This is a genomic window from Micromonospora globbae, assembly GCF_036184225.1.
Lineage (GTDB): Bacteria > Actinomycetota > Actinomycetes > Mycobacteriales > Micromonosporaceae > Micromonospora > Micromonospora globbae.
This window is the reverse complement of record NZ_CP108084.1, coordinates 6,015,665-6,036,378: the sequence shown is the minus strand read 5'-3', so window position 1 is coordinate 6,036,378 and position 20,714 is coordinate 6,015,665. Positions and strand designations below refer to the sequence as shown.

Genomic DNA, 20,714 nt, shown 5'->3' with positions numbered 1-20,714 from the left:
GGGGCGGCCGGGGGTGGCAGGTCGGACATGAACCCTCCTCAGCGACGCGGGACCGGTCCATGATCTTCCCGGCCGCGCGACCGCCGCGCAGCCCCACCCGTGCCGCCGGCGCACCATCCGCGCCGCCGCCCGTCCGGGGCGACGACGCTCACGCCCTGACGTCCGGCGAACGGTTTCCGGCGACCGGGGCCCGCCGACCTCACTGCGCGCCGGGGCGGCCGACCTCGCCGAGCGCCAGGGCCGTCGACCTTCGCGAGCGCTGGGGTGGCCGACCTCGCCGGGCTGGGGACTCCGGGGTGGCCAGCACGTCGCCGTCACCGCCGGGTTGACCGGCGGCCGGAGGGCTCACGGACGCGGTCCGGACCGGGCGCTGCCGCGCTCGGCGCGCCCGGCCGGTCGGTGCCGGTGACCGTACGCGGACGGAACCGCTCAGGCGATGACGCGCACCCGCTCCGCCTGGGGGCCCTTCTGCCCCTGGGCGATCTCGAACTCGACCCGCTGGCCGTCGTCCAGCGCCTTGTAGCCGTCCATCTCGATCGCGGAGAAGTGGACGAAGACGTCCTGCCCGCCGTCGACGGCGATGAAGCCGTAGCCCTTCTCGGCGTTGAACCACTTCACGGTGCCCTGTGCCACGGTGCACTTCCTCACTCTGCGCGGCGTTTCCTACCCCGGGCGCCCGGGCACGGCCGAGCGCTCGGAAACCACCGTTTCCGCGATCGGCGACGGCCGCTGAACCGGTGACCGAAATCGCACGCTACACGAGGTGTGACGGCGGCGCACGACCACAAATCGGGCATATCCCGCCGATGAACGGCGAGTGCGAATCGTCGGTCGTCGCTGTGGTAGGCATGCGGGCATGACGAGCGCCCCGGGCAGCCCGGAACCGAGCCTCCCCGAGGTCCGCCGGGTGCGGCCGGAGGACGCGGCCCGGATGCGGGCGCTGCGGCTGGAGATGCTCGCCGACGCGCCGCTCGCCTTCCTGGAGACCATCGCCGACGCGGCGGCCCGGCCCCACGCCGAGTACGCCGCCCGGATCGCGGCCACCTCCGCCGGCACGGCGATCGCGCAGTTCGTCGCCGACCCCGGCGGCCGGTTCGCGGGGCACGCCGGCGGGACGGTCAGCCCGTCCGAGCCGGGTCTCACGGTCGTCTACGCCGTCTACGTCACGCCGGCCTGGCGAGGCAGTGGGGTGCTCGCCGACCTGGTGGACGCCGTGGCCGCCTGGTCGCGGGCCTGCGGGCGGCCCGAGCTGATGATGGAGGTCGTGGTCGGCAACGACCGGGCCTACCGCGCGTACCAGCGGCTGGGCTTCGTCGACACGGGCGTGCGGGTGCCGCACCCCACCGTCCCGGTCCTGACCGAGCTGCAGATGCGGCGCCCCGCCTGAACGCCCGGCAGGCCCGTCCGAGCCCGCCCAGCCGTCCGTCACGAAGGGGCCCGTCCGCCACGGATGCGCGGCGGAGGGGCCCCTTCCCGCACGTCAGGCGTGGCGACGGGACTGGACGATGCGGAACCGGTTGGCGACGTACGCGCCGTCGGTGAGCGCCGCGTTCGCCGCCGCGTTGGCGCCGCTGCCGTGGAAGTCGGAGAACGCGGCCGACTGGTTCACGAACACCCCGCCGGTCAGGTTGCAGGACAGGTGCACCCCGACCTCGACGGCCACGTTCTCGGCGGCGTCGAGGACGGCCTCGTCGGTCGAGTAGACGCTCGCGGTCAGCGCGCCCTTCTCACCCACCGTCCGGCGCATGATCTCCAGGCTGTGCGCCGTGGAGTCGGTGGGGATGACGAACGAGATCGGCCCGAACCACTCCCGGCCGTAGGTGGCGGTGTCGTCCGCCGAGACCTTGACCACGGTCGGGGTGCGGACGACGGCGCCGGGGAAGGACGGGTGCGCGACCGTACGCGACTCCAGCACCGGCTCGCCGACCTTGGTGACCTCGTCGAGCCGCTCCAGCACGCCGTCGTTCACGATCGCCCCGGTGAACTCCACCCCGCGGGCGGGGTCGGCCGTCAGCTTGGCGATCGCCGTGGCGATGCCCTCGGCCACCTCGTCGAAGCTCTTGTGGCCCTGGTCGGTCTCGATGCCGCCGGCCGGGATCAGGATGTTCTGCGAGGTGGTGCACATCTGGCCGCTGTAGAGCGTCAGCGTGAAGCCGAGGTTGCGGCACATGCCCGCGAAGTCGTCGGTGGAGTCGATCACCACCGTGTTCAGGCCCGCCTTCTCGGTGTAGACGGACGCCTGCCGGGCGTTCGCCTCCAGCCAGTCGCCGTACTCGGTCGAGCCCGTGAAGTCCACGATCTTGACGGCCGGGTGCAGGGCCAGCGTGGAGGCGAGCTTCTCCCCCGGCGCCTCGGCGGCGAGCAGCACGAGGTTCGGGTCGAAGCCGGCCTCGGCGAGCACCTCCCGGGCGTACCGGACGGTGACGGCCAGGGGCAGCACGGCGCGCGGGTGCGGCTTGACGATCACCGGGTTACCGGTGGCCAGCGACGCGAAGAGGCCCGGGTAGGAGTTCCAGGTCGGGAACGTGTTGCAGCCGATGACGAGGGCGACACCGCGCGGCACCACGTGGAAGGTCTTGGTCATCCGCAGCGGGTCGCCCTTGCCGGCGGCCTTCTCCCAGCCGGCCGTCCCCGGGTGCCGGGTCATCTCGGCGTACGCGTAGGCGAGCGACTCCAGCGCGCGGTCCAGCGCGTGCGCGCCGCCGGCCTGGAAGGCCATCACGAAGGCCTGGCCGCTGGTGAACTGCACCGCGTTGGCCAGCTCGAAGATGTGCTTGTGCAGCCGGTCGAGGATCTCCAGGCAGACCCCGACCCGGGCCTGCGGGCCGGCGTCGCGCCAGGCGGGCAGCGCCGCGCTGGCGGCGGCCACCAGCTCGTCGGCCCCGGCGTGGGGGTAGCGCACGCCCAGCTCCACGCCGAACGGGCTCGTCTCGGTGGCGACCCGGTCGCCGGCGCCCGGCTGGTCGAGGGGGAAGTCGCCGTTCAGGTACGCCTCGAAGGCGGCCTTGCCCTCGGCGGCGGCGGTCTCGCCGTACACCCGGGGGCTGGGTGACTCGGGGTAGGCGGACCAGTACCCGCGCTCGGAGATCGCGGTCAGCGCGCGGGTGAGGGTGTCGACGTGCCGGTCGTAGAGGGGGTGCGGGGTCTCCGTCATGCCCGCCATCATGCAACAGGAAGCACCAAAATCAGTAGGCCCGTGTCACAACTCAGATCGTGAGCTGCCAGTCCGTCCAGCCGTCCACCGGCCGGAAGCCGAGCCGCTCGTTGATCGCGATCATGTGCGTGTTCGACGCGGCGTTGAACGTGTCGATGGCGCGGATCGCCGGCTCGTGGGCGAGCAGGTGGCGCAGATTCTCGATCTTGACGAGCAGGCCCAGCCGGTGGCCGCGGTGCGCCGGGTCGACGATGGTGATCTGCTGGAACGCGTGCCAGTCGGCGGAGGCGCCGACGTCGAGCAGGGTCCACGCCACCACCCGTCCGGACGCCTCGTGCCGGGCCGCCACGTGGTACTGCCGCCGGCCCCGCGCGGCGAGCGCCCGCTCGACGCCCCGGATCCGCTCGGCGTCGACCCGCTCGGCCTCCCACTCCAGGTCACCCATGGGCGCGTCGGTCGACAGCCGGCCGTCGAGGTAGGCGATGTCGGCCACGTACTCCTCGGGGATGGCACCGTGCCAGCGGACCGTGCGGTACCCGGCGGCGTTCGCGCGGGCGTCGGCCAGCAGCGCGTCGAGCGCGCCCTGGTCGACGGCGGTGGGGTCGAGGCGGCGGCGGACCCCGGCGAGCGCGGGTTGTGCGCCCATCGCGGCGGCGAACGCCCCACCCGCCTCCGGCCGCTCCGGACCCCCGGGCAGCGCCGACAACGCCATGCCGATGACCCGCTTGCGGCCCCGCTCGCGGAGCAGGCGGCGGCAGTGCTCGTGCAGCGCCCGGCCCACCCCGCGGCGCCGGTGGGCCGGGTGGACGACGAGGTCCGCCGTGGCGTTCTCGGTGTTGTCGAGCTGCGGCAGTTCCAGCGCCAGGTAGCCGGCGGGTACGCCGTCGAGGCGGGCGAGCGCCCACAGCGTGTCGGCGCCCGGCGTCGGGTGGTGCAGGAGCCCGTCGAAGCGCCGCCGGCAGAACGGCGGGTAGTCCGGCACGTCGGCCGCGTAGGCCGCCGCCCCGATCCGGTACGCCTCGTCGATCGCGGCCGGGTCGGCGGCGTCGAACGGCGCGATCGTGATGCCCATGCGGTGAGGGTGCCCGGACACAAACGATCGGGCCAGCGATTAAACCGCTGGCCCGATCGGACGTTGGTCGGGAGGGACGATCGCACAACGCCTCCGGCGTTGGGTCGCAAGAACTCAAAGTCTTCGGCGATACGCCCTCCCGCACGGAGCATCTTGCGCCGTCCGGTTCCTGCCGTCAAGTCCTTAGCGGCGGGTTTTCCGCACGGAGAGCGAAAAGCCGGCTACCCGGCGAATCCGTCCGATCCCCCGCCCGGGCGATCCGCTCAGCCGAGGAGGCCGGCGTCGCGGGCGGCGCGCAGCGACGGGCGGATCCGGTGGGTGGGACCGACCTGCCCGGCGACCGCGTCGATGGTCTTCAGCCCCTCACCGGTGTTGAAGACGACGGTCTCCGCGGCCGGGTCGAGCTTGCCGGCCTCGACCAGCTTGCGCAGCACCGCGACCGTGACCCCACCGGCCGTCTCCGCGAAGACGCCGGTCGTCCGGGCCAGCAGGCGGATGCCGGCACGGATCTCGTCGTCGTCGGCGTAGTCCATCCAGCCACCCGAGCGGCGGACGGCCTCCAGGGCGTACAGGCCGGCGGCCGGATCGCCGATGTTCAGCGACTTGGCGATGCCGGTCGGCTTGACCGGGACGATCTCGTCGCTGCCGGCGTGCAGGGCGGTCGCGATCGGGTTGCATCCCGCCGACTGCGCGCCGAACACCCGCCAGCCGCCGGCCGGCGCCTCGACGAGCCCGATCTCCACCAGCTCGGCGAACGCCTTGTCGATCTTCGTGAGCAGCTCGCCGGAGGCCATCGGGATCACCACCTGCGCGGGGATGCGCCAGCCGAGCTGCTCGGCCACCTCGTAGCCGAGCGTCTTGGAGCCCTCGGCGTAGTACGGGCGGACGTTGACGTTGACGAACGCGGTGTCCTCGAACTCGTCGGTCTCCACCAGCTCGCCGCAGAGCCGGTTCACGTCGTCGTACGAGCCGTCGATGGCCACCAGGTCGCCGCCGTAGACGGCGGTGGTGACCACCTTGCCCTGCTCCAGGTCGCCGGGGATGAAGACGACCGACGGCGCGCCCACCCGGGCGGCGTGCGCGGCGACCGAGTTGGCGAGGTTGCCCGTGGAGGCGCAGGCGAAGCGGGTGAAGCCGAGCGCCCGGGCGGCCGTGAGGGCCACCGAGACGACCCGGTCCTTGAACGAGTGGGTGGGGTTGGCGCTGTCGTCCTTCACCCACAGCGGCGCGGTGATGCCCAGCTCGGCGGCCAGGTGCGGGGCGGCCACGAGCGGGGTGAGGCCGGGGTCCAGCGTGACCCGGGTGGCCGGGTCCTGGCCGGCGGGCAGCAGCGCCGCGTACCGCCAGAGGTTGGCCGGCCCGGCCTCGATCTGCTCCCGGGTCACGCGGGCCAGCGCCGCGCTGTCGTAGTCGACCTCCAGCGGGCCGAAGCACTCGTAGCAGGCGTGCTGCGCGGCGAGCGGGTAGCGGGCCTGACAGGCGCGGCAGACGAGGGCGCGGGCGGGGCTGGCGGTGGTGTCGATGCCGGACGCGGCGACGGTCGACGTCATGTCGAGAGTCCTCTCATCTTTCCCCGCATCGCACCCTGCGGCGGGGACGGAATTGGCACCTGCCCCGCCGTCGCTCGTCGGTGAGCGTGCGGAGTGGTTGCCGGGGCGTCATCGGGCCGTATCCCTCAGCCCCTCTGGATGAGGTGTTCAGTTGTGCCGCCGAGTCTATTCGCCCGCCCCGGCCCGTCCTCCCCGGGTTCCCACGGTGTGAGCGGCCGATCGGACCGGCGGGGGTTGCGACACCGTGGTGACCTCCTTCCGCCGGAGGCCACCACGACGCCCCTCGGGCCTGGGGCGCGTGGGCCCTAGCGGGCCACGACGGCGACGGGGTCGACGACCGCCACCGGGTCGGCGACGGCGGTCGCCTCCGGCTCCGAGCGCCGCGAGACCATCCGGGCCCGGGTGACGAGGTTGGCCGCCACGAGGGCGGCGATGGTCACCGCCGCGCCGACCAGCTCGATCGCGGTGGGCCGGTAGCCGCGGGCGATCTGCACGGCGAACGTGGTCACCGGGACGAGGTTCATGAACAGCGCCGCGTTGGCCGAGCCGAGCCGCCGCACCCCGGTGTTCCAGGCGAGCACCGCGATCACCGCGGCCACGATCACGGCGTACGCCAGCTGCGGCGCGACCGCCACGAGGTCGGCGGCGGCCGGCAGGTGCTGCACCCCGGCGAGGTCGGCGCCGGCGCTGGCGGCGAGCATGGCGAGCGTGCCGGCCGTGGCGGTCAGCGTCGTGTACCGCAGCGGCGACCACCCGACGAACCGGCTCCCGCCGTGGGTGTAGATCGCCCAGCCGAGCACCGCGGCGATCATCATGAGCCCGCCGACGCCGAACCGGTCGAGCCCGGCCAGGCTGCCGCGGGTGATCACCAGGCCGACGCCGACGAGCGCCACCAGGGAGAGGGCCAGCAGGGCCGGCCGCGGGCGTACGCCGTCACGCGCCCAGCGGACGAGTTGGGTCACCAGCGGCGTGGTGGCCACGAAGAGGGCGGTCTGCTGCGGCGTGGCGTGCTCCAGAGCCAGGTTGGTGAGCAGGTTGAAGCCGGCGAAGCCGACCACGCCGAGGAACACGATCTCGACCGCCCGACCCCCCGGGCGCAGGCTCGGCAGCCCCTCCCGGAGCAGCAGGAGCGCGATCAGGACGGCCGTGGCCAGCACGTACCGGGTGGTGGTCAGGTTGAGCGGATCGACCCGGGCCAGCGCGCTGGCGAGGACCGGGAACATGACTCCCCAGCTCAGCACGGCGAGCAGGGGGAAGGCGGCAGCGCGGGAACGCATCAGTGGAACTCCCGATGTTCGAGTAACGTCGAACCAACGCCGACCGACACTATGCCCTTGTTCGAGTATTGTCGAACAAGGGTTACACTGGTCACATGGAGATCCACGAACCCGAGCTGCGCGAGGTGCCGGTGACCGTCGTGCTCGCCGCCCTGGCCGACGACGTGCGGCTCCAGATCGTGCGGACACTCGCCGAGGGCGGTGAGTACGCCTGCGGCACCTTCGAGTTCGGCGTCTCCAAGGCCACCCGCAGCCACCACCTCAGGGTGCTGCGCGAGGCCGGGCTGACCCGCACCCGTGTCGCGGGCACCAGCCGCTACGTCCGGCTACGCCGCGAGGAGATCGACCGCCTCTACCCCGGGCTGCTCGACGCCGTCCTCAGCCGCGCCGCCCCGGCGGTCACGTCCTAGCCGATCCCGGCGGGCGGTGACCTCGTCGAGCGCCGCCGGGACCACGCAACCACCGAGATCACGCAACTTCGTGGATGTAGTGGTCTCCGCGGCTCGTCGAGGCCACTACATCCAGGAAATTGCGCGGCCCGACCCGGGATGCGCGGCGCGGCGCGGGCTGCGCGGCGCGGGCCGGCCCGGGGTGCGCGGCGCGACCCGGCGGGGCCGGACACGCCTCGCCGGTGAGAGGATGCACCCGTGACACCCCGACCGGCGCGGCTGCGACTCCTGCTCAGCGGCCTGCCGCTCGTCGTGGCGCTTCCCCTGGCCGCCTGCACCGCCGGGGCCGATCCGACCACACCCGCCCCCGTGCCGACGGTCACGCCCACGGCCACCCCGGCCGGGCCCGCGACCTGCCCCGAGTCGGGCGTGCTCATCCGCTCGACCGGATCGGACGCCGCCATGGGCCTGCGGGCGCTCGGCCTCGAGCTGGTGAACTGCGGCACCGAGCCCTACGAGCTGAACGGCTATCCCGTGCTCGTCGTACGCGACGAGCAGCGCCAGCCGATCACCCTCACGGTCGTCGACGGTGCGAAGGGGATCACCTCCGGCTTCGACGCGCCGCCCCGCCCGCTCACGCTCCGCCCCGGCGATCGCGCCACGGCCGCCGTCCTCTGGCGCAACACGTTCACCGACTCGACCGGGGCGCCGACGAACGGCGCGTACCTGGACGTGGCGCCGGCCGACGGCCGGCCCGCCCAGGCCGTCGACCCGGACGGGCCCATCGACCTGGGCAACACGGGGCGGATCGGCGTCAGCGCCTGGAAGCGCGCGGAGCCGGCGACGCCCGCGCAACCGCCCGCGCCGTCGCGGCCGAGCGGCGCGCCGTCGGTGGCCGTCACGCCCGACGGCCGGGTGTGAGGGCGCGGCCCGCTACGAGGTGACGTCCTTGCGGGTGAAGCGCCAGTACGCGAGCGCCCAGAACAGCGTCGCGTAGCTGATCGAGGAGATCGTCCCGCGCACCACGTCGTCGGTCTGCATCGGCGTGGAGAGCAGACCCAGCCACGCGGTGCTGAAGTGGGTGGGCAGGAAGGCGCGCAGCCCGCCGAGCGCGGTGATCTGGTCCAGGATGCTGGAGAGGATCCAGAGCAGCACCGCGCCGCCGACCGCGCCGAGCGCCGCGTCGGTGCTCACCGACAGCAGGAACGCCAGGCCCGCCACCACCAGCAGGACGACCGCCAGGTAGCCGAGCACGGCCAGCAGCCGCAGCAGCCCCTTCCCCGGTGGCAGTTCGGCGGCGACGGCGCTGCGCAGCGGCGACCAGCCGTAGCGCAGCGTGCCGGCGAGCAGGGCCGTGCCGGCGAGCAGCAGCAGGGCCGACGCCGAGTACGCGAGCGCGACGAGCAGCTTCACGGTGAGCAGCCGGGCCCGGGGCACCGGCACGGCGAGCAGGTACCGCAGGCTCCCCCAGCTCGCCTCGCTCGCCACCGTGTCGCCGAAGAACAGCGCCACCACCACGACGAGCAGGAACGACGCGGACACGAAGATGGTGAACAGCGTGAAGTTCAGCCCACCCGAGGTGGCGAACGAGATCAGGCTGGCGAACTCGCCACCGCCGTTGTCGTCGTCCCCGGCGTCGAACTGGAACGCGATCAGGATGATCAGCGGCAGCAGCACCATGAACCCGAGCGCCAGCTGCGTACGCCGGCGGGCCGCCTGGCGCCGGAACTCGGCCGCGAACGGGAGCGTGGCCGACGGCCGGTAGCCGGGGGCGGCGCCCACGGTGGAATTGCTCATCAGCGGTCCCCACTTCCCCGCGAACTCTCGCCCACCAGGGCGAGGAACGCGTCCTCCAGGCGGCGCCGCGGCACCACCCGGTCCACGCCGATGCCGGCACGGACCAGCTCGGCCACCACCTCGCTGCGGGCCGTGCCGTTGGTGTCCACCACGAGCTGCCCGTCGCTCTCGGGCAGCACCCGCACGCCGTCGAGCCCGTCCAGCACGGCCCGCGCCGCCGCCGGGTCGCTCACCTCGAACAGGACGCTCGGCGACTCGCCGACGATCTCCGCGACCGGCCCGGACGCCACGATCCGGCCCTTGTTGACCACCACGGCGTGGGTGCAGGTCTGCTCCACCTCGGCGAGCAGGTGGCTGGAGACCAGCACGGCCCGGCCGTCGGTGGCGTAGCGCTGGAGCACCCGGCGCATCTCGGCGATCTGCGGCGGGTCGAGCCCGTCGGTCGGCTCGTCGAGCACCAGCAGCTGGGGCAGGCCCAGCATGGCCTGCGCGATGGCGAGGCGCTGCCGCATGCCGTGGCTGTACGTCTTGATCTTCCGGTGCACCGAGTCGCCGAGGCCGGCGATCTCCAACGCCTCGTCGAAGTGGGCGTCCGCCGCCGGCCGCCCGGTGGCGCGCCAGTACGCCCGCAGGTTCTCCAGGCCGCTCAGGTGCGGCAGGAAGCCCGGCCCCTCGACCAGCGCCCCGATGCGGGAGAGCACCGGGGAGCCGGGCACCAGGCGGTGCCCGAAGACGTAGATCTCCCCGGCGGTGGGCTGGGTGAGCCCCATGAGCACCCGCAGGGTGGTCGTCTTCCCGGCGCCGTTCGGCCCGAGGAGGCCGACCACCTGCCCGGGGTGCACCTCGAAGTCGACGTCGGAGACCGCCACGAAGCCGTCGGCGTACTCCTTGCGCAGACGGCGCACGGCGAGCGGGATGTCCGCGTACTCCGGATGCACGGAGCTGTCGTGACGGCGGTGCCGGCGGCGCACCACGGCCACGACCACGACGAGCCCGACGGCGATGGCCGCGAGCAGGCCCAGCAGCACCCAGCGCCAGACGGCCGCCGCCGTGGGGATCGGCTCGCCGGCCACGTCCGGCAGGGCGACCGGCGCATCGCCCGCCGCGACCGTGTAGACGGCCGGTTCGGGCGGCGTGGTGTACGCCTGGTCCGAGCTGGCCACCACCACCCGGAGCCGGTGCCCGGCCTCGAACCGGTGGACGATCGCCGGCAGGGTGACGGTGACCGGGCGGGCGTCGGCGGTCCGCTCCGGCAGCCCGGTGAGCCGCACCGGGGCGATGAGCCCGTTCGGGAGGGTGGCGGCGCCATTCGGGTCGACGTCGTAGAGCTTCACGAACAGCACGGCCTCGCCGGTGGGCGACGCGGCCCGCAGCGACACCGTGGGGGCGCCGACCACGTCCACCGCCTCGCTGAGCGGCGCCGACTCGAAGCGGGCGTGCTGGCCGGGCACGTCCCCCGCCACGCCGTCGAGCAGGCCGGAGAGGCCACCGGCGAAGGGCACCGACGAGACGGCCGCGGGGTTGCCGTTCGGCGGGTTGGCGATCGCCTGCTCCGGGCCCGCCACGGTCACCTCGGTGCGGCGCGTGCCGCCGAGCCCCGGGTAGTCGGCCGTCCGGTAGCCGGTGGCGACGAGCCCGCGGTCCATGGCGTCGAAGCCGGCGATCCGCGACCAGGTGAAGTCGTCGCCCGGGGCCTCGCCCTCGCCCTTGACGTAGTGGTCCAGCCACTGGGCGGTGAGGAACCGCACCCGGTCGGAGTCGGTCCGTGGTCCCGTGCCGCCGTCGTGGCCGCCGGTGAACCAGGCGACGCGCACGGGCGTGCCGTTGGCCGCGATGCCCCGCGCGTTGGCGTCCGCCTCGCCGAGCGGGAACAGGCTGTCCGCCTCGCCCTGCACGAGCAGGGTGGGCGCGGTGATCCGGTCGAGCACGCCGGCCGGGCTGGACCGGCGCAGCAGGTCCACCGCCGCCTGGTCGGCGCGGCCCGTGGTCGCGATCCGGAGGTACGCGGCGCACACGTCGGCCGCGAAGCGACCGCAGGACGGGTCGGCGGCGGCGCCCGGCGCGTGGCCGGGTCCGGTGCCCGGGCCGGCGCCGGGACCGGGGCTCGGCGGACCGGCCGACGCCGGTGCTCCCTGCGGCTGCGCGGCCGTGGTGCCGGACAGCCCGGCCGGCCCGGAGCCGACCGAGCCACCGCCGCCGAAGAAGAGGCCGGCCCAGCCCTTCTTGAACACGCCGGCCGTGGTGGGACCGCCCGTGCTCTCCGGCAGGAAGCTGCGGGCCAGGTCGTTCCAGGTGATCATCGGGACGATGGCGTCCACCCGCCGGTCCTGGGCGGCGAGCAGCAGGGCGAGCCCACCGCCGTACGAGCCGCCGACCACGCCGACCCTCGGGTCGCCCGCGGCGTCGGTGCGGACCTCCGGGCGCGCGGCGAGCCAGTCCAGCAGCCGCTGCGCGTCGCGCACCTCGTAGTCGGGGTGGTCGAGGTGGATCTCGCCGCCGCTGCGGCCGAAGCCCCGCGCCGTCCAGGTGAGCACGGCGTACCCGCGACCGGCGAACTCCTCGGCGTCGTCGCGCACCGAATCCTTGGTGCCGCCGAAGCCGTGCGCCAGCAGCACGGCGGGGACCTTGTGACCGGCCGAGGCGTCCTCCGGCAGGTAGAGCGTGGTGTCCAGGTCGACCGGCTGCTGCCCGTCCGGTCCGGAGCGGACGGTCAGCATCGCCGCCTCCGTACGCACCTGCGGGCCGCGTGGCAGCACCGCCCAGACCACGGCGGCGGCCACGAGCACGGCGACGACCGCGGCGGCGACCGCCCGGCGGCCGGTGGGCAGGGCACGCCGGATCGACGGAAGCGATCTCATGCGGCACACGGTACGGGCCGACTCCTGAGCGTTGGCTGAGATCCGCCGTACGTCCGTCCGGCCGGTCCGATCGTCGCCACGAGAGGTGCGGCCGCCCACTGCCGGGGACGTCTCGGCGAGCCGAGTTCGGATTCCGTGAATTCCGATCTACCGCTGGAAATCGGCCTTCATCGCTGCATGTCACGCGCCAGCCGCCCACGCACCGTGCCGGCCGGGCGGGCGGACGGTGACACCACCCGAAGTGACGCAAAGCTGACCGAGCGACGGCGGGATCACCGACCCGCGCTTCGGTTACGTTGCCGGTCCGGTGTACGGGACCAACGACGGTCACCCCGGAACCCCGACACCACTCCCGTCCTCACCTCCGCCGGAGGAGACGCACCATGACCGTCCCCGCGTCCCGGGTCCGTCCACGGCCCGCCGGCCGCGTGCTGCCCCTGCTGCTCGTCGTGGCGCTGCTGGCGCCGCTGGGCGTGCTGTTCCAGCAGGCGTGGCGGCTCACCGACGACGACCGGAGCCTCGCCGAGCGGGAACGGCTCGGGGTGGAGTACCTCCGCGCCCTCGCCCCGGTCACCGACGCGCTCGTCCAGGCCCAGTCCGCCGCCGTCGCCGGCCGCCCGGCCTCCGGCGCGGCGCTCACGGACGCCGTGGCGGAGGCCGCCGCCGTCGACGCGCGGATCGGCCGCGACCTGCGCAGCCAGGAGCGCTGGGCCGGGGTGCGGGCGAAGCTGGAGGCGCTGGGCGGGCGCGCCCCCACCGACCCCGAGGCCGCCTTCACCGCGTACGCCGAGGTCACCGACCTTCTGCTGGACCTGCACCGCAAGGTCCGGGAGAGTTCGGGGCTGGTCCGCGACCCGGAGTCGGACTCGTTCTACCTCCAGGACGCGGCCGGGCGGCAACTGCCCGAGGCGATGGTCGCCGCCGGGCGGCTCACCGACCTGGCCACGCTCGCTGCCGGACGCCCCTCCGCCGAGCAGCCCCGCACCGTCGCCGACCTGGCGGCCCTCCGGGTCGCCGCGCTCACCCCGGCCGGCGCCCTCGTCGACGACCTGCGCGCCGCCGTCGACAACTCGGAGAGCACCGACCTCGGCGGCACCGTGCTGACCCCGCTGGACACCTACCAGCGGGCCGTCGAGGCGCTCGCCGCCGCCTCCGCGCCCAGCCGGACGGGCGTGGCCGACCCCGGGCCGCTCGCCGGCGCCCGCCTGAACGCCCACGCCGCCGCCGAGCAGCTCCAGCCCGTCATCCTGGCCGAACTCGACGCGCTGCTGGACGCCCGGGTCGACCGGCTGGAGCGGGACCGCCGGCTCACGGCGGCCGGCGGCGCGCTCGGCGTACTGCTGCTGCTCACGCTCGGCGGTGTCCTCGTCGCCGCGGGACGGCGGCGGGCCCGCGCGGCCCGGCCGGAGCCGGCGGCGCCGGAGAACGGGGCGTGGCCGGTCGCGTCGGAGCCGCGCCCGTTGCAGCCCGCCGGCCGGGGCGGCGACCCGGAGGCCGCGCGCTGGGGGCCCGCCGATGCTGCTCGGTAGGCTGCGGATCCGCGGGAAGCTCGCCCTGCTCGTGGTCGTCCCGCTCATCAGCATGGTCGGCCTCACGGTGCCCGTGGTCCTCGACCGGGTGGCGGTCGCGCAGCGGGCCGCCGAGACCGCCGACCAGGTCCGGCTCGCCAGCCGGATCGGCACCCTGGTGCAGGACCTGCAACAGGAGCGCATCCTGTCGATCGGCCTGCTCCTCGGTCGGGTGGAACGCGCCGAGCTGGTCCGCAGGACTGCCACCGTGGACGACCGGGTGGCCGACCTGCGCACCGATACCGGGCTGCCGCCCCTGGTCTCCGACGCGCTCGACGGCGTACGCGCGCTCACCGACCTGCGGGCGGCCGTGCTCGCCGGCACCGCCAGCCCCGGCCAGGTGCTGGACGCGTACGGCCCGGTCGACCTGGCGCTCATCGACTCGCTGCGGCTCGCGTTCGACGTGGACACCGACACCGCCGCGGGCCAGCAGGTGCTCGCGCTGGACTCCCTGCTGCGCGCGGACGAGGGACTGGGCACCTGCGCCACGCTGATCGTGCTCGTCAAGGCGACGGACGACCCGGCCGTCAACAACAGGTTCGTCGCCTGCATGGCCGCGCTGCGCGCCGAGAGCCTCCGGTTCCGCAGCCTCATCACGCCGGAGCAGCGCAAGCTCACCGAGCTGAACGACGCGGCGGTCGCCGCCCGCACCAGCGCCGACTTCCTCACCACCAGCGTCGTCGACCCGGCCGGCTCGGTCCGCAACGTGCCACTGGACGCGCTCTTCCCGTCGGCCCGGTCGATGGTCACCCTCGGCCAGTTCATCGAGAAGAAGGTCGTGGCCGACGTGCTCGCCGAGGTGACCCGGGAGCAGCGGCGGGCGCTGACCGGCGCGTACCTGGTCGCCGGGGTGGCCGTACTGGTGCTCGGGGCGGCGCTGCTGCTCGGCGCGGCCGTGGCCCGGGCCGTGGCCCGCCCGCTGACTCGGCTCACCCGCTCGGCCGACCGGGTGGCGCGGGTCGCCGAGGCCGAGCTGGTGCGGGTCGCCGACGACGAGGCGGAGAGCGCCGCGCCGGTACGCCTCGACCCGGTGGACGTCCGGGCCCGGGACGAGATCGGCGACCTGGCCCGCGCGTTCGAGCGGGTGCAGGCCACCGCCGCCCGGCTGGTCGAACGGCAGGTGGCCGGCCGACGCAACGTGGCGCAGATGTTCGGGCACGTCGGCCGACGTACGCAGAACCTCGTCGGGCGGCAGATCGCGCTCATCGACCGGCTGGAACAGCGGGAGACCGACCCCGAGCGGCTGGCCGACCTGTACCGGCTCGACCACGTCTCCAGCCGGCTGCGCCGCAACGCGGGAAGCCTCGTGGTGCTCTCCGGCTCGCCGGGAACGGACGCGTACGTGGCACCGGTGCCACTCGCCGACGTGGTCCGGCTCGCACTCGGTGAGATCGAGGACTACACCCGGGTGGACGTGCGGGTGCCGGCCGAGATCGCGGCGGCGCCCGCCACGGTGGGCGACCTCGTGCTGGCGCTCGCCGAACTCATGGAGAACGCCACCACCTTCTCCCCGCCGCACACCCGGGTGGTGGTGAGCGCCGAACGCACCGACGGCGGCGCCCGGCTCACCGTGACCGACCACGGCATCGGGATGACCCGGGAACGGCTGGCCGAGGAGAACGCCCGGCTGACCCGGCGGGAACGGCTGGACCTGGCCCCCACCGAGGTGCTCGGCCTGTTCGTGGTGGGGCGGCTGGCCCGCCGGCACGGCTGGACGGTGCGCCTCACGCCCACCCACGGGGGCGGGGTGACGGCCCGGCTCGACGTCCCGCACGAGGCGCTCGTGCTGCGGCGTACCGAACGGGCCGGCGCGGCGGTGGCCCGGGCGGCGGTCCCGGCCCGCGACCGGCGCTCCCCCGCCGGCCGCACGCCGCCCGGAGTGGCGGCGCCGCCGCCCGCGACCGCGACACCGGCGGGAGCGCCGCCCGTGACCACGCCGTCGGCGGGACCGGCGGCCGGGCCCGTGGCGGTACCGCCCGCCGGGACCACGCCGGGCGGGCTGCCCCGGCGGCCGGTGCGCCGGCGGGCGGACCCGCCGGTGGTCCGGCAGCGGGTGCCGGGGGCCAACCTGCCGCCGACCGGCCCGCCGGGCGCCCCGGTGTCCGGCCCCGCCGACGACCCGACGGCCGCCCGCGCCCTGGTGGAGGCGGTGGAGTCGGGCGTACGCCGGGCCGAACTGAGCCGGCGTCCGCCCACGCCACCGGTCGAGCCCGGCGCGCCGCCCCGGCTGAACCGGCGTGTGCCGGGGGCCAGCCTCGGGCCCGCGCCCGCCCGGCAACCGATCAGCTCGCACCCGGGGGGACCCGGCCGAGGTTCGTGACCTCGTGGCGGAGTTCGAGGCGGGCGTCGCCCGCGCCCTGCGTGAAGTCAGTCCAGCCCGTCGCGACGAAGAGGGATCATCACGGTGACCAGTTCCTTCCTACACGACAACGTCGAGCACCCCGGCGGACCCGCGCCGGCCGGCGACCTCAGCCCCGAGGCCCGTACGTTCAACTGGCTGCTCGACTCGTTCACCTCCGGCACCGCGGGTGTGCTCGAGGCGATCGCCGTCTCGTCGGACGGGCTGCTGATGGCCATGTCGGCCATCCGGGACCGGTCCAACGCCGAGCGCCTCGCCGCCGTGGTCTCCGGCATGACGAGCCTGGCCGGCGGCGCGGCGAGCTGGTACGCCCTCGGCGGGCTGAACCGGGTCATCGTCGACATGGCCGACGGCTACCTGCTGATCAGTGCGATCAGCAGCGGCTCGGTGCTCGGGGTAGTCGCCGACCGGTCGGCCAACCTGGGCACCGTCGCGTACGAGATGACGCTGTTCGCCGGCCGGGCCGGTGGCGCGCTCACCCCCCGCCTCATCGCCGAGTTGAAGAACGCCGCCCAGCAATGACACCCGACGCCGGCGGCGAGGGCGACCCGGAGCAGCGGGTGCGGATCCGCCCGTACCTGCGTGCGCCCGTCGCGGGCGCGGCGGCGTCCGCGCCGGATCCCGGTCCCGAGGGCCCACGCCCGTTCGTGCTCACCGCCGGACGGGTGGCCTCCGCCGACCCGGCCATCGGCCTGGAGACCCAGGTGACCGCCGAGCCGGGGGCGTCCGACGACGAGGTCGCCCTGCTGCCACCGGAACTCCAGGCGATCATCGCGCTCTGCGCGGAGCCGATCTCCGTGGCCGAGATCTCGGCCCGGACGCGGCTGCACTTCGGCGTGACCCGCGTGCTGGTCGGCGACCTGCGCGCGGCCGGTCACCTCGAGGTGCACCTCGGTCCCGGGGACGGCGCCTCCGACCCCGAACTCATCCTGCGAGTGATTGATGGACTCCGTGCGATCTCCTGACTGGCCGGCGGCCCCGCTCGGCGGGCTCGCCGCGAACAGCGCCGCCGCCCGCTACGGCACACCCTCCGGACCCGCCCCCGCGGTCGGGCGGGCGCAACCGCCGCATCCGGCCGAGCCGGCGTACCCGCCGGCACACCCGCCCGCCCCGCCGGCGCCCGTGGCGGGGCCGAGGCCGGAGGCGCACCCCGGCCCACGCGAGGCGCCACCCGTACCCGTCAAGATCCTCATCGCCGGCGGGTTCGGCGTGGGCAAGACGACCACGGTCGGCGCCATCTCCGAGATCGCTCCCCTCACCACCGAGGCGGAGATGACGAGCGCCGGGATCGGCATCGACGACCCGGGCGCGCGGTCGGCCAAGACCACGACCACCGTGGCCATGGACTTCGGCTGCGTCACCATCGACCGCAGCCTCAAGCTCTACCTCTTCGGCACGCCGGGCCAGGCCCGGTTCGGCTTCATGTGGGACGACCTGGCCCGCGGCGCGCTCGGCGCGCTCGTCGTGGTGGACAGCTCGCGGCTGGACGACTGCTACCCGGTCGTCGACTACTTCGAGCAGGCCGGTCTGCCCTTCGTGGTCGGCGTCAACGCCTTCGACGGGCGGCTGGCACTGGACCTCGACGCGATCCGCTGGGCGTTGGCGATCGGCGAGCACGTGCCGCTGGTGCGGTTCGACGCGCGGGACCGGCTGTCGGTGCGGGACACCCTGCTGGTCGTCCTGGACCGCGCACTGCAACGCGCCACCCGGGACAGGGGGGCCTGAACTTCCGGGCGGTGGAACCCGTTTCCTCGAAGGGGTGGTCGTGATGAGAGGTGGGTTGGACGAGACACTGGCCCGGATGGCCCGGCGCGAGGAGGCGCTGCGCCGCCGGGCGGAGCCGCCCGAGCCGGTCACGCCGGTGCGGCCGGCGGAGCCCGCCGGCCGGGAGCCGGGCGCGCACCGCCGGGAGGAGGCCACCGCGGGCGTACGCCCGGGAGGCGACCCGCTCCAGGAGATCGCCGACGCGGTGCGGCGGGTCGTGGCGGGGCATCCCGGCCTGGCGGTCACGGTGCAGGTGGAATGGGACGGTCAGGCGTACCCGATGCGGGTCGCCTGGACCGGCGGTGAGGTGACGGTGGCCGAGGAACCCGACGCACCGCCGCCCTGGCCGGCGTCGCAGCCGCCGGCGTCCGCGTGGCCGGCCGGAGGCGACGCGCCGGTCCGGGGCCCCGCGGCCCGCCTGGCGGAGCTGATCCGCCGCGACCCGACGCTGCTCACGGACCGCGAACGGTAGCGGGACCCGGCGGGAGCGTGCCGCCGGCGGCTAGGGTCGGGCGGTGGCGCAACCTGACCTGACCCTGACCGCGAGCCTGCGCCCGGCGGCGCTGGACGCCCGTCGCGGCGTCGTCCGGCTGCACCCGGAGGTGCTGACCGCACTGGGCCTGCGCCCGGGCGACCCGGTCCGGCTCACCGGCCGGCGGGTGACCGCCGGGATCGCGGCGGCGGCCGCACCGGGCGCGAGCACCGCCCTGCTCTACGCCGACGACCTGGTGCTGGGCAACCTCGGCGTCCGCGACGGCGGGCAGGTGACGGTGGCTCCGCTGCCGGTGACCCCCGCCGGTCGGGTCACCCTCGCCGGGCCCGTGGAGATCGTGGCCGCCGTGAGCCCCGAGATGCTGCGGCTGGCCCTGCTCGGGAAGGTGGTCACCGCCGGCGACGACGTGTCGCTGCTGCCCCAGGACGTGGCGCCGGACGCGTCGGTCCGCAGCCTCGTGGCGGCGGCCCGGCGCAGCCTGGCCAACACGGTCGGGTACGCCTGGACGAGCACCCTGCTCACCGTGGTCGACGCGCAGCCGGCCGGCGGCGTGCTGGTCACCATGGACACCCGGGTGGGATGGGAGCACGGGGCGGTCACCCACGGCTCCGCCGAGGCCCGCCCGCCGGCCGCCGCGAACGCCACGGCAACGGCCGCCACCGCCGGGTGGGGCACGACCGGGGCGGGGACGCCGGGCGCCGCCGGGACCGGGGCGGGCGGGCCGGGCACGGCAGGGCCCTGGGCCGGTGCGACCGGGAGGCAGGACGCCCGGGCCGACGGGAGCGCTGGTCCGGGCGGCGAGGTCGAGGCGGCGGTGCCGACGGACGGCCCGGCCGTCGACGAGCTGCCCGGGCTGCGCACCCAGGCGGAGGAGCTGACCGAGCTGCTGGACCTCGGGTTCCACCACCGGGAGGTGCTGGACCGGCTGGGCACGAGCGTCTCGCTCGGCGTGCTGGTCAGCGGACCGGCCGGCTCCGGCAAGTCCGCCCTGGTCCGCGCGGTGGCCGCGCAGGTGGGCGCCCGCGTCTGCGCGCTGTGGGCGCCGGAGGTGGCCGCCCTGACCAACCAGGCCGCCGCGGAACGGCTCCGCGCCGCGGCCGCCGCGGTCGGCGCGGGCGGCCCGGCCGTGCTGCTCGTCACCGACGTCGAGGCCCTCGCCCCGGCCGACGAGCCGGGTCCGGTGGCCACCGTGTTCCGCCAGGTGCTCGCCGAGACCGTACGGGCCGGGGCGGCCGTGGTCTGCACGACCGGCCGGCCGGAGGCCGTCGACCCGGCGCTGCGCGCCCCGGACCTGCTCTCCCTGCGCATCACCATCCCGCTGCCCGATCCCGCGCTGCGCCGGGAGCAGCTCACCGTGCTCACCCGCCAGGTGCCGCTCGCCGACGACGTCCGGCTGGACGAGATCGCCGGCCGGACGCCCGGGTTCGTGGCCGCCGACCTGGCCGCGCTGGTACGCGAGGCCGGCGTACGGGCCGCGCTGCGGCAGAAGTCGGCGCGGACGCCGACGGTGGCCATGGCGGACTTCACGGCCGCGCTGGAGGTGGTCCGGCCGACCACGATGGCCGCGTCCACCCTGGAACTGGCCACGGTGACCCTCGACGACGTGGGTGACCTGGTCGAGGTGAAGCAGACGCTCACCGAGTCCGTGCTCTGGCCGCTCACGTACCCGGACACGTTCGCCCGGCTCGGCGTGCAGCCGCCCCGCGGCGTGCTGCTCTACGGCCCGCCGGGGTGCGGGAAGACGTACCTCGTGACCGCGCTGGCCGGCTCGGGGCGCGCCAACGTGCTCTCGGTGAAGGGCGCCGAACTGCTCTCGAAGTGGGTCGGTGAGAGCGAGCGGGCGGTACGCGAGCTGTTCCGCCGCGCGCGCGAGGCGGCCCCCACTCTGATCTTCCTCGACGAGGTGGACGCGCTGGCCCCCGTACGCGGCCAGGCCAGCGACGGCGGCACGACCGACCGCGTGGTCGCCGCACTGCTGACCGAGCTGGACGGGGTGGAGGCGCTGCGGAACGTGGTGGTCGTCGGCGCCACGAACCGGCCCGACCTCGTGGACCCGGCGCTGCTGCGCCCCGGCCGGCTGGAGCGGCTCGTCTACGTGCCGCCGCCGGACGGGCCCGCCCGGGCGGAGATCCTGCGCGCGGCCGCCCGCACCGTCCCGCTCGCGCCGGACGTGGACCTTGACGAGCTGGCCGCCGACCTGGACGGGTTCTCGGCGGCGGACTGCGCGGCGTTGGTCCGCGAGGCGGCACTCGCGGCCATGCGCGAGTCGTTGGCCGCGTCCACGGTGACCGTCGCGCACGTCGCGGCCGCCCGGCGGCGGGTGCGCCCCTCCCTGGACCCGGCCCAGCTGGCGCACCTGGCCGCCTACGCCGCCACCCGCACCCCTCCGCGTTGATCATGAGGTTGGCGGGGACCACCTCGGCGTGTCGCGCC

Annotated in this window: 17 protein-coding genes and 1 riboswitch; of the genes, 10 read left to right on the top strand and 7 right to left on the bottom strand. The window is 75.3% G+C overall.

What is annotated here, in order from left to right:
• Positions 1-429: 429 nt before the first annotated feature.
• Positions 430-633 carry a cold-shock protein gene (locus OG994_RS27520; RefSeq protein ID WP_013288855.1) on the bottom strand — a complete coding sequence of 68 codons (204 nt, stop codon included), beginning with the start codon at positions 631-633 and terminating at the stop codon, positions 430-432.
• Positions 634-856: 223 nt separating this feature from the next.
• Here OG994_RS27520 and OG994_RS27515 point away from each other — a divergent pair, with 223 nt between their 5' ends.
• The gene (locus OG994_RS27515; protein ID WP_328851458.1) at positions 857-1,387 is read left to right on the top strand and encodes a GNAT family N-acetyltransferase; all 531 of its coding nucleotides are present in this window, start codon (positions 857-859) and stop codon (positions 1,385-1,387) included.
• Between the two features lie 93 nt (positions 1,388-1,480).
• Here the strand turns inward: OG994_RS27515 and paaN are convergent, their stop codons facing one another.
• The 4 genes from paaN to OG994_RS27495 all read right to left on the bottom strand — a co-directional run bounded on the left by paaN (position 1,481) and on the right by OG994_RS27495 (position 7,053).
• A complete protein-coding gene (paaN, locus tag OG994_RS27510) occupies positions 1,481-3,154 on the bottom strand; it encodes a phenylacetic acid degradation protein PaaN (RefSeq protein WP_192902181.1) in 1,674 nt (557 codons plus the stop codon).
• Positions 3,155-3,206: 52 nt separating this feature from the next.
• On the bottom strand, positions 3,207-4,226 hold the full coding sequence (locus OG994_RS27505) for a GNAT family N-acetyltransferase (RefSeq protein ID WP_120329608.1): 1,020 nt from the start codon (positions 4,224-4,226) through the stop codon (positions 3,207-3,209).
• A 263-nt stretch (positions 4,227-4,489) separates the two neighbouring features.
• A complete protein-coding gene (gene thrC, locus OG994_RS27500; protein WP_120329607.1) occupies positions 4,490-5,776 on the bottom strand; it encodes a threonine synthase in 1,287 nt (428 codons plus the stop codon).
• Between the two features lie 10 nt (positions 5,777-5,786).
• Positions 5,787-5,921: riboswitch (SAM riboswitch) on the bottom strand.
• 160 nt (positions 5,922-6,081) lie between these two features.
• Positions 6,082-7,053 carry a DMT family transporter gene (locus tag OG994_RS27495; protein ID WP_328851457.1) on the bottom strand — a complete coding sequence of 324 codons (972 nt, stop codon included), beginning with the start codon at positions 7,051-7,053 and terminating at the stop codon, positions 6,082-6,084.
• A gap of 95 nt (positions 7,054-7,148) precedes the next feature.
• On the opposite strand from OG994_RS27495, the gene OG994_RS27490 reads away from it, so the two are divergent.
• Complete coding sequence (locus OG994_RS27490) at positions 7,149-7,463, top strand: ArsR/SmtB family transcription factor (RefSeq protein WP_120329605.1); 315 nt, start codon at positions 7,149-7,151, stop codon at positions 7,461-7,463.
• A gap of 237 nt (positions 7,464-7,700) precedes the next feature.
• Positions 7,701-8,363, top strand: coding sequence for a DUF4232 domain-containing protein (locus OG994_RS27485; protein WP_328851456.1), 663 nt, complete (start codon positions 7,701-7,703; stop codon positions 8,361-8,363).
• A gap of 12 nt (positions 8,364-8,375) precedes the next feature.
• Here the strand turns inward: OG994_RS27485 and OG994_RS27480 are convergent, their stop codons facing one another.
• Both OG994_RS27480 and OG994_RS27475 read right to left on the bottom strand, forming a co-directional pair.
• Positions 8,376-9,239, bottom strand: coding sequence for an ABC transporter permease (locus tag OG994_RS27480; protein ID WP_328851455.1), 864 nt, complete (start codon positions 9,237-9,239; stop codon positions 8,376-8,378).
• Positions 9,239-12,097, bottom strand: a complete 2,859-nt coding sequence (locus OG994_RS27475) for an alpha/beta fold hydrolase (protein ID WP_328851454.1) — start codon at positions 12,095-12,097, stop codon at positions 9,239-9,241. Before OG994_RS27475 ends, OG994_RS27480 begins: the two co-directional genes overlap by 1 nt.
• A gap of 383 nt (positions 12,098-12,480) precedes the next feature.
• Between OG994_RS27475 and OG994_RS27470 the strand changes: the two genes are divergently transcribed.
• The 7 genes from OG994_RS27470 (at position 12,481) to OG994_RS27440 (ending at position 20,676) form a co-directional block, all read left to right on the top strand.
• Positions 12,481-13,626, top strand: coding sequence for a hypothetical protein (locus OG994_RS27470; RefSeq protein WP_328851453.1), 1,146 nt, complete (start codon positions 12,481-12,483; stop codon positions 13,624-13,626).
• Positions 13,613-15,985, top strand: a complete 2,373-nt coding sequence (locus OG994_RS27465; protein WP_328851452.1) for a sensor histidine kinase — start codon at positions 13,613-13,615, stop codon at positions 15,983-15,985. The genes OG994_RS27470 and OG994_RS27465 overlap by 14 nt, the downstream gene beginning before the upstream one ends.
• Before the next feature lie 84 nt (positions 15,986-16,069).
• The gene (locus OG994_RS27460) at positions 16,070-16,546 is read left to right on the top strand and encodes a roadblock/LC7 domain-containing protein (RefSeq protein WP_192902180.1); all 477 of its coding nucleotides are present in this window, start codon (positions 16,070-16,072) and stop codon (positions 16,544-16,546) included.
• The gene (locus OG994_RS27455; protein ID WP_328851451.1) at positions 16,543-16,989 is read left to right on the top strand and encodes a DUF742 domain-containing protein; all 447 of its coding nucleotides are present in this window, start codon (positions 16,543-16,545) and stop codon (positions 16,987-16,989) included. The genes OG994_RS27460 and OG994_RS27455 overlap by 4 nt, the downstream gene beginning before the upstream one ends.
• On the top strand, positions 16,967-17,749 hold the full coding sequence (locus OG994_RS27450) for a GTP-binding protein (protein ID WP_328851450.1): 783 nt from the start codon (positions 16,967-16,969) through the stop codon (positions 17,747-17,749). The genes OG994_RS27455 and OG994_RS27450 overlap by 23 nt, the downstream gene beginning before the upstream one ends.
• Before the next feature lie 43 nt (positions 17,750-17,792).
• Complete coding sequence (locus OG994_RS27445; protein WP_328851449.1) at positions 17,793-18,260, top strand: hypothetical protein; 468 nt, start codon at positions 17,793-17,795, stop codon at positions 18,258-18,260.
• Positions 18,261-18,303: 43 nt separating this feature from the next.
• Entirely contained in the window at positions 18,304-20,676 is a 2,373-nt protein-coding gene (locus OG994_RS27440) for an AAA family ATPase (protein ID WP_328851448.1), read from the top strand.
• Positions 20,677-20,714: the final 38 nt, after the last annotated feature.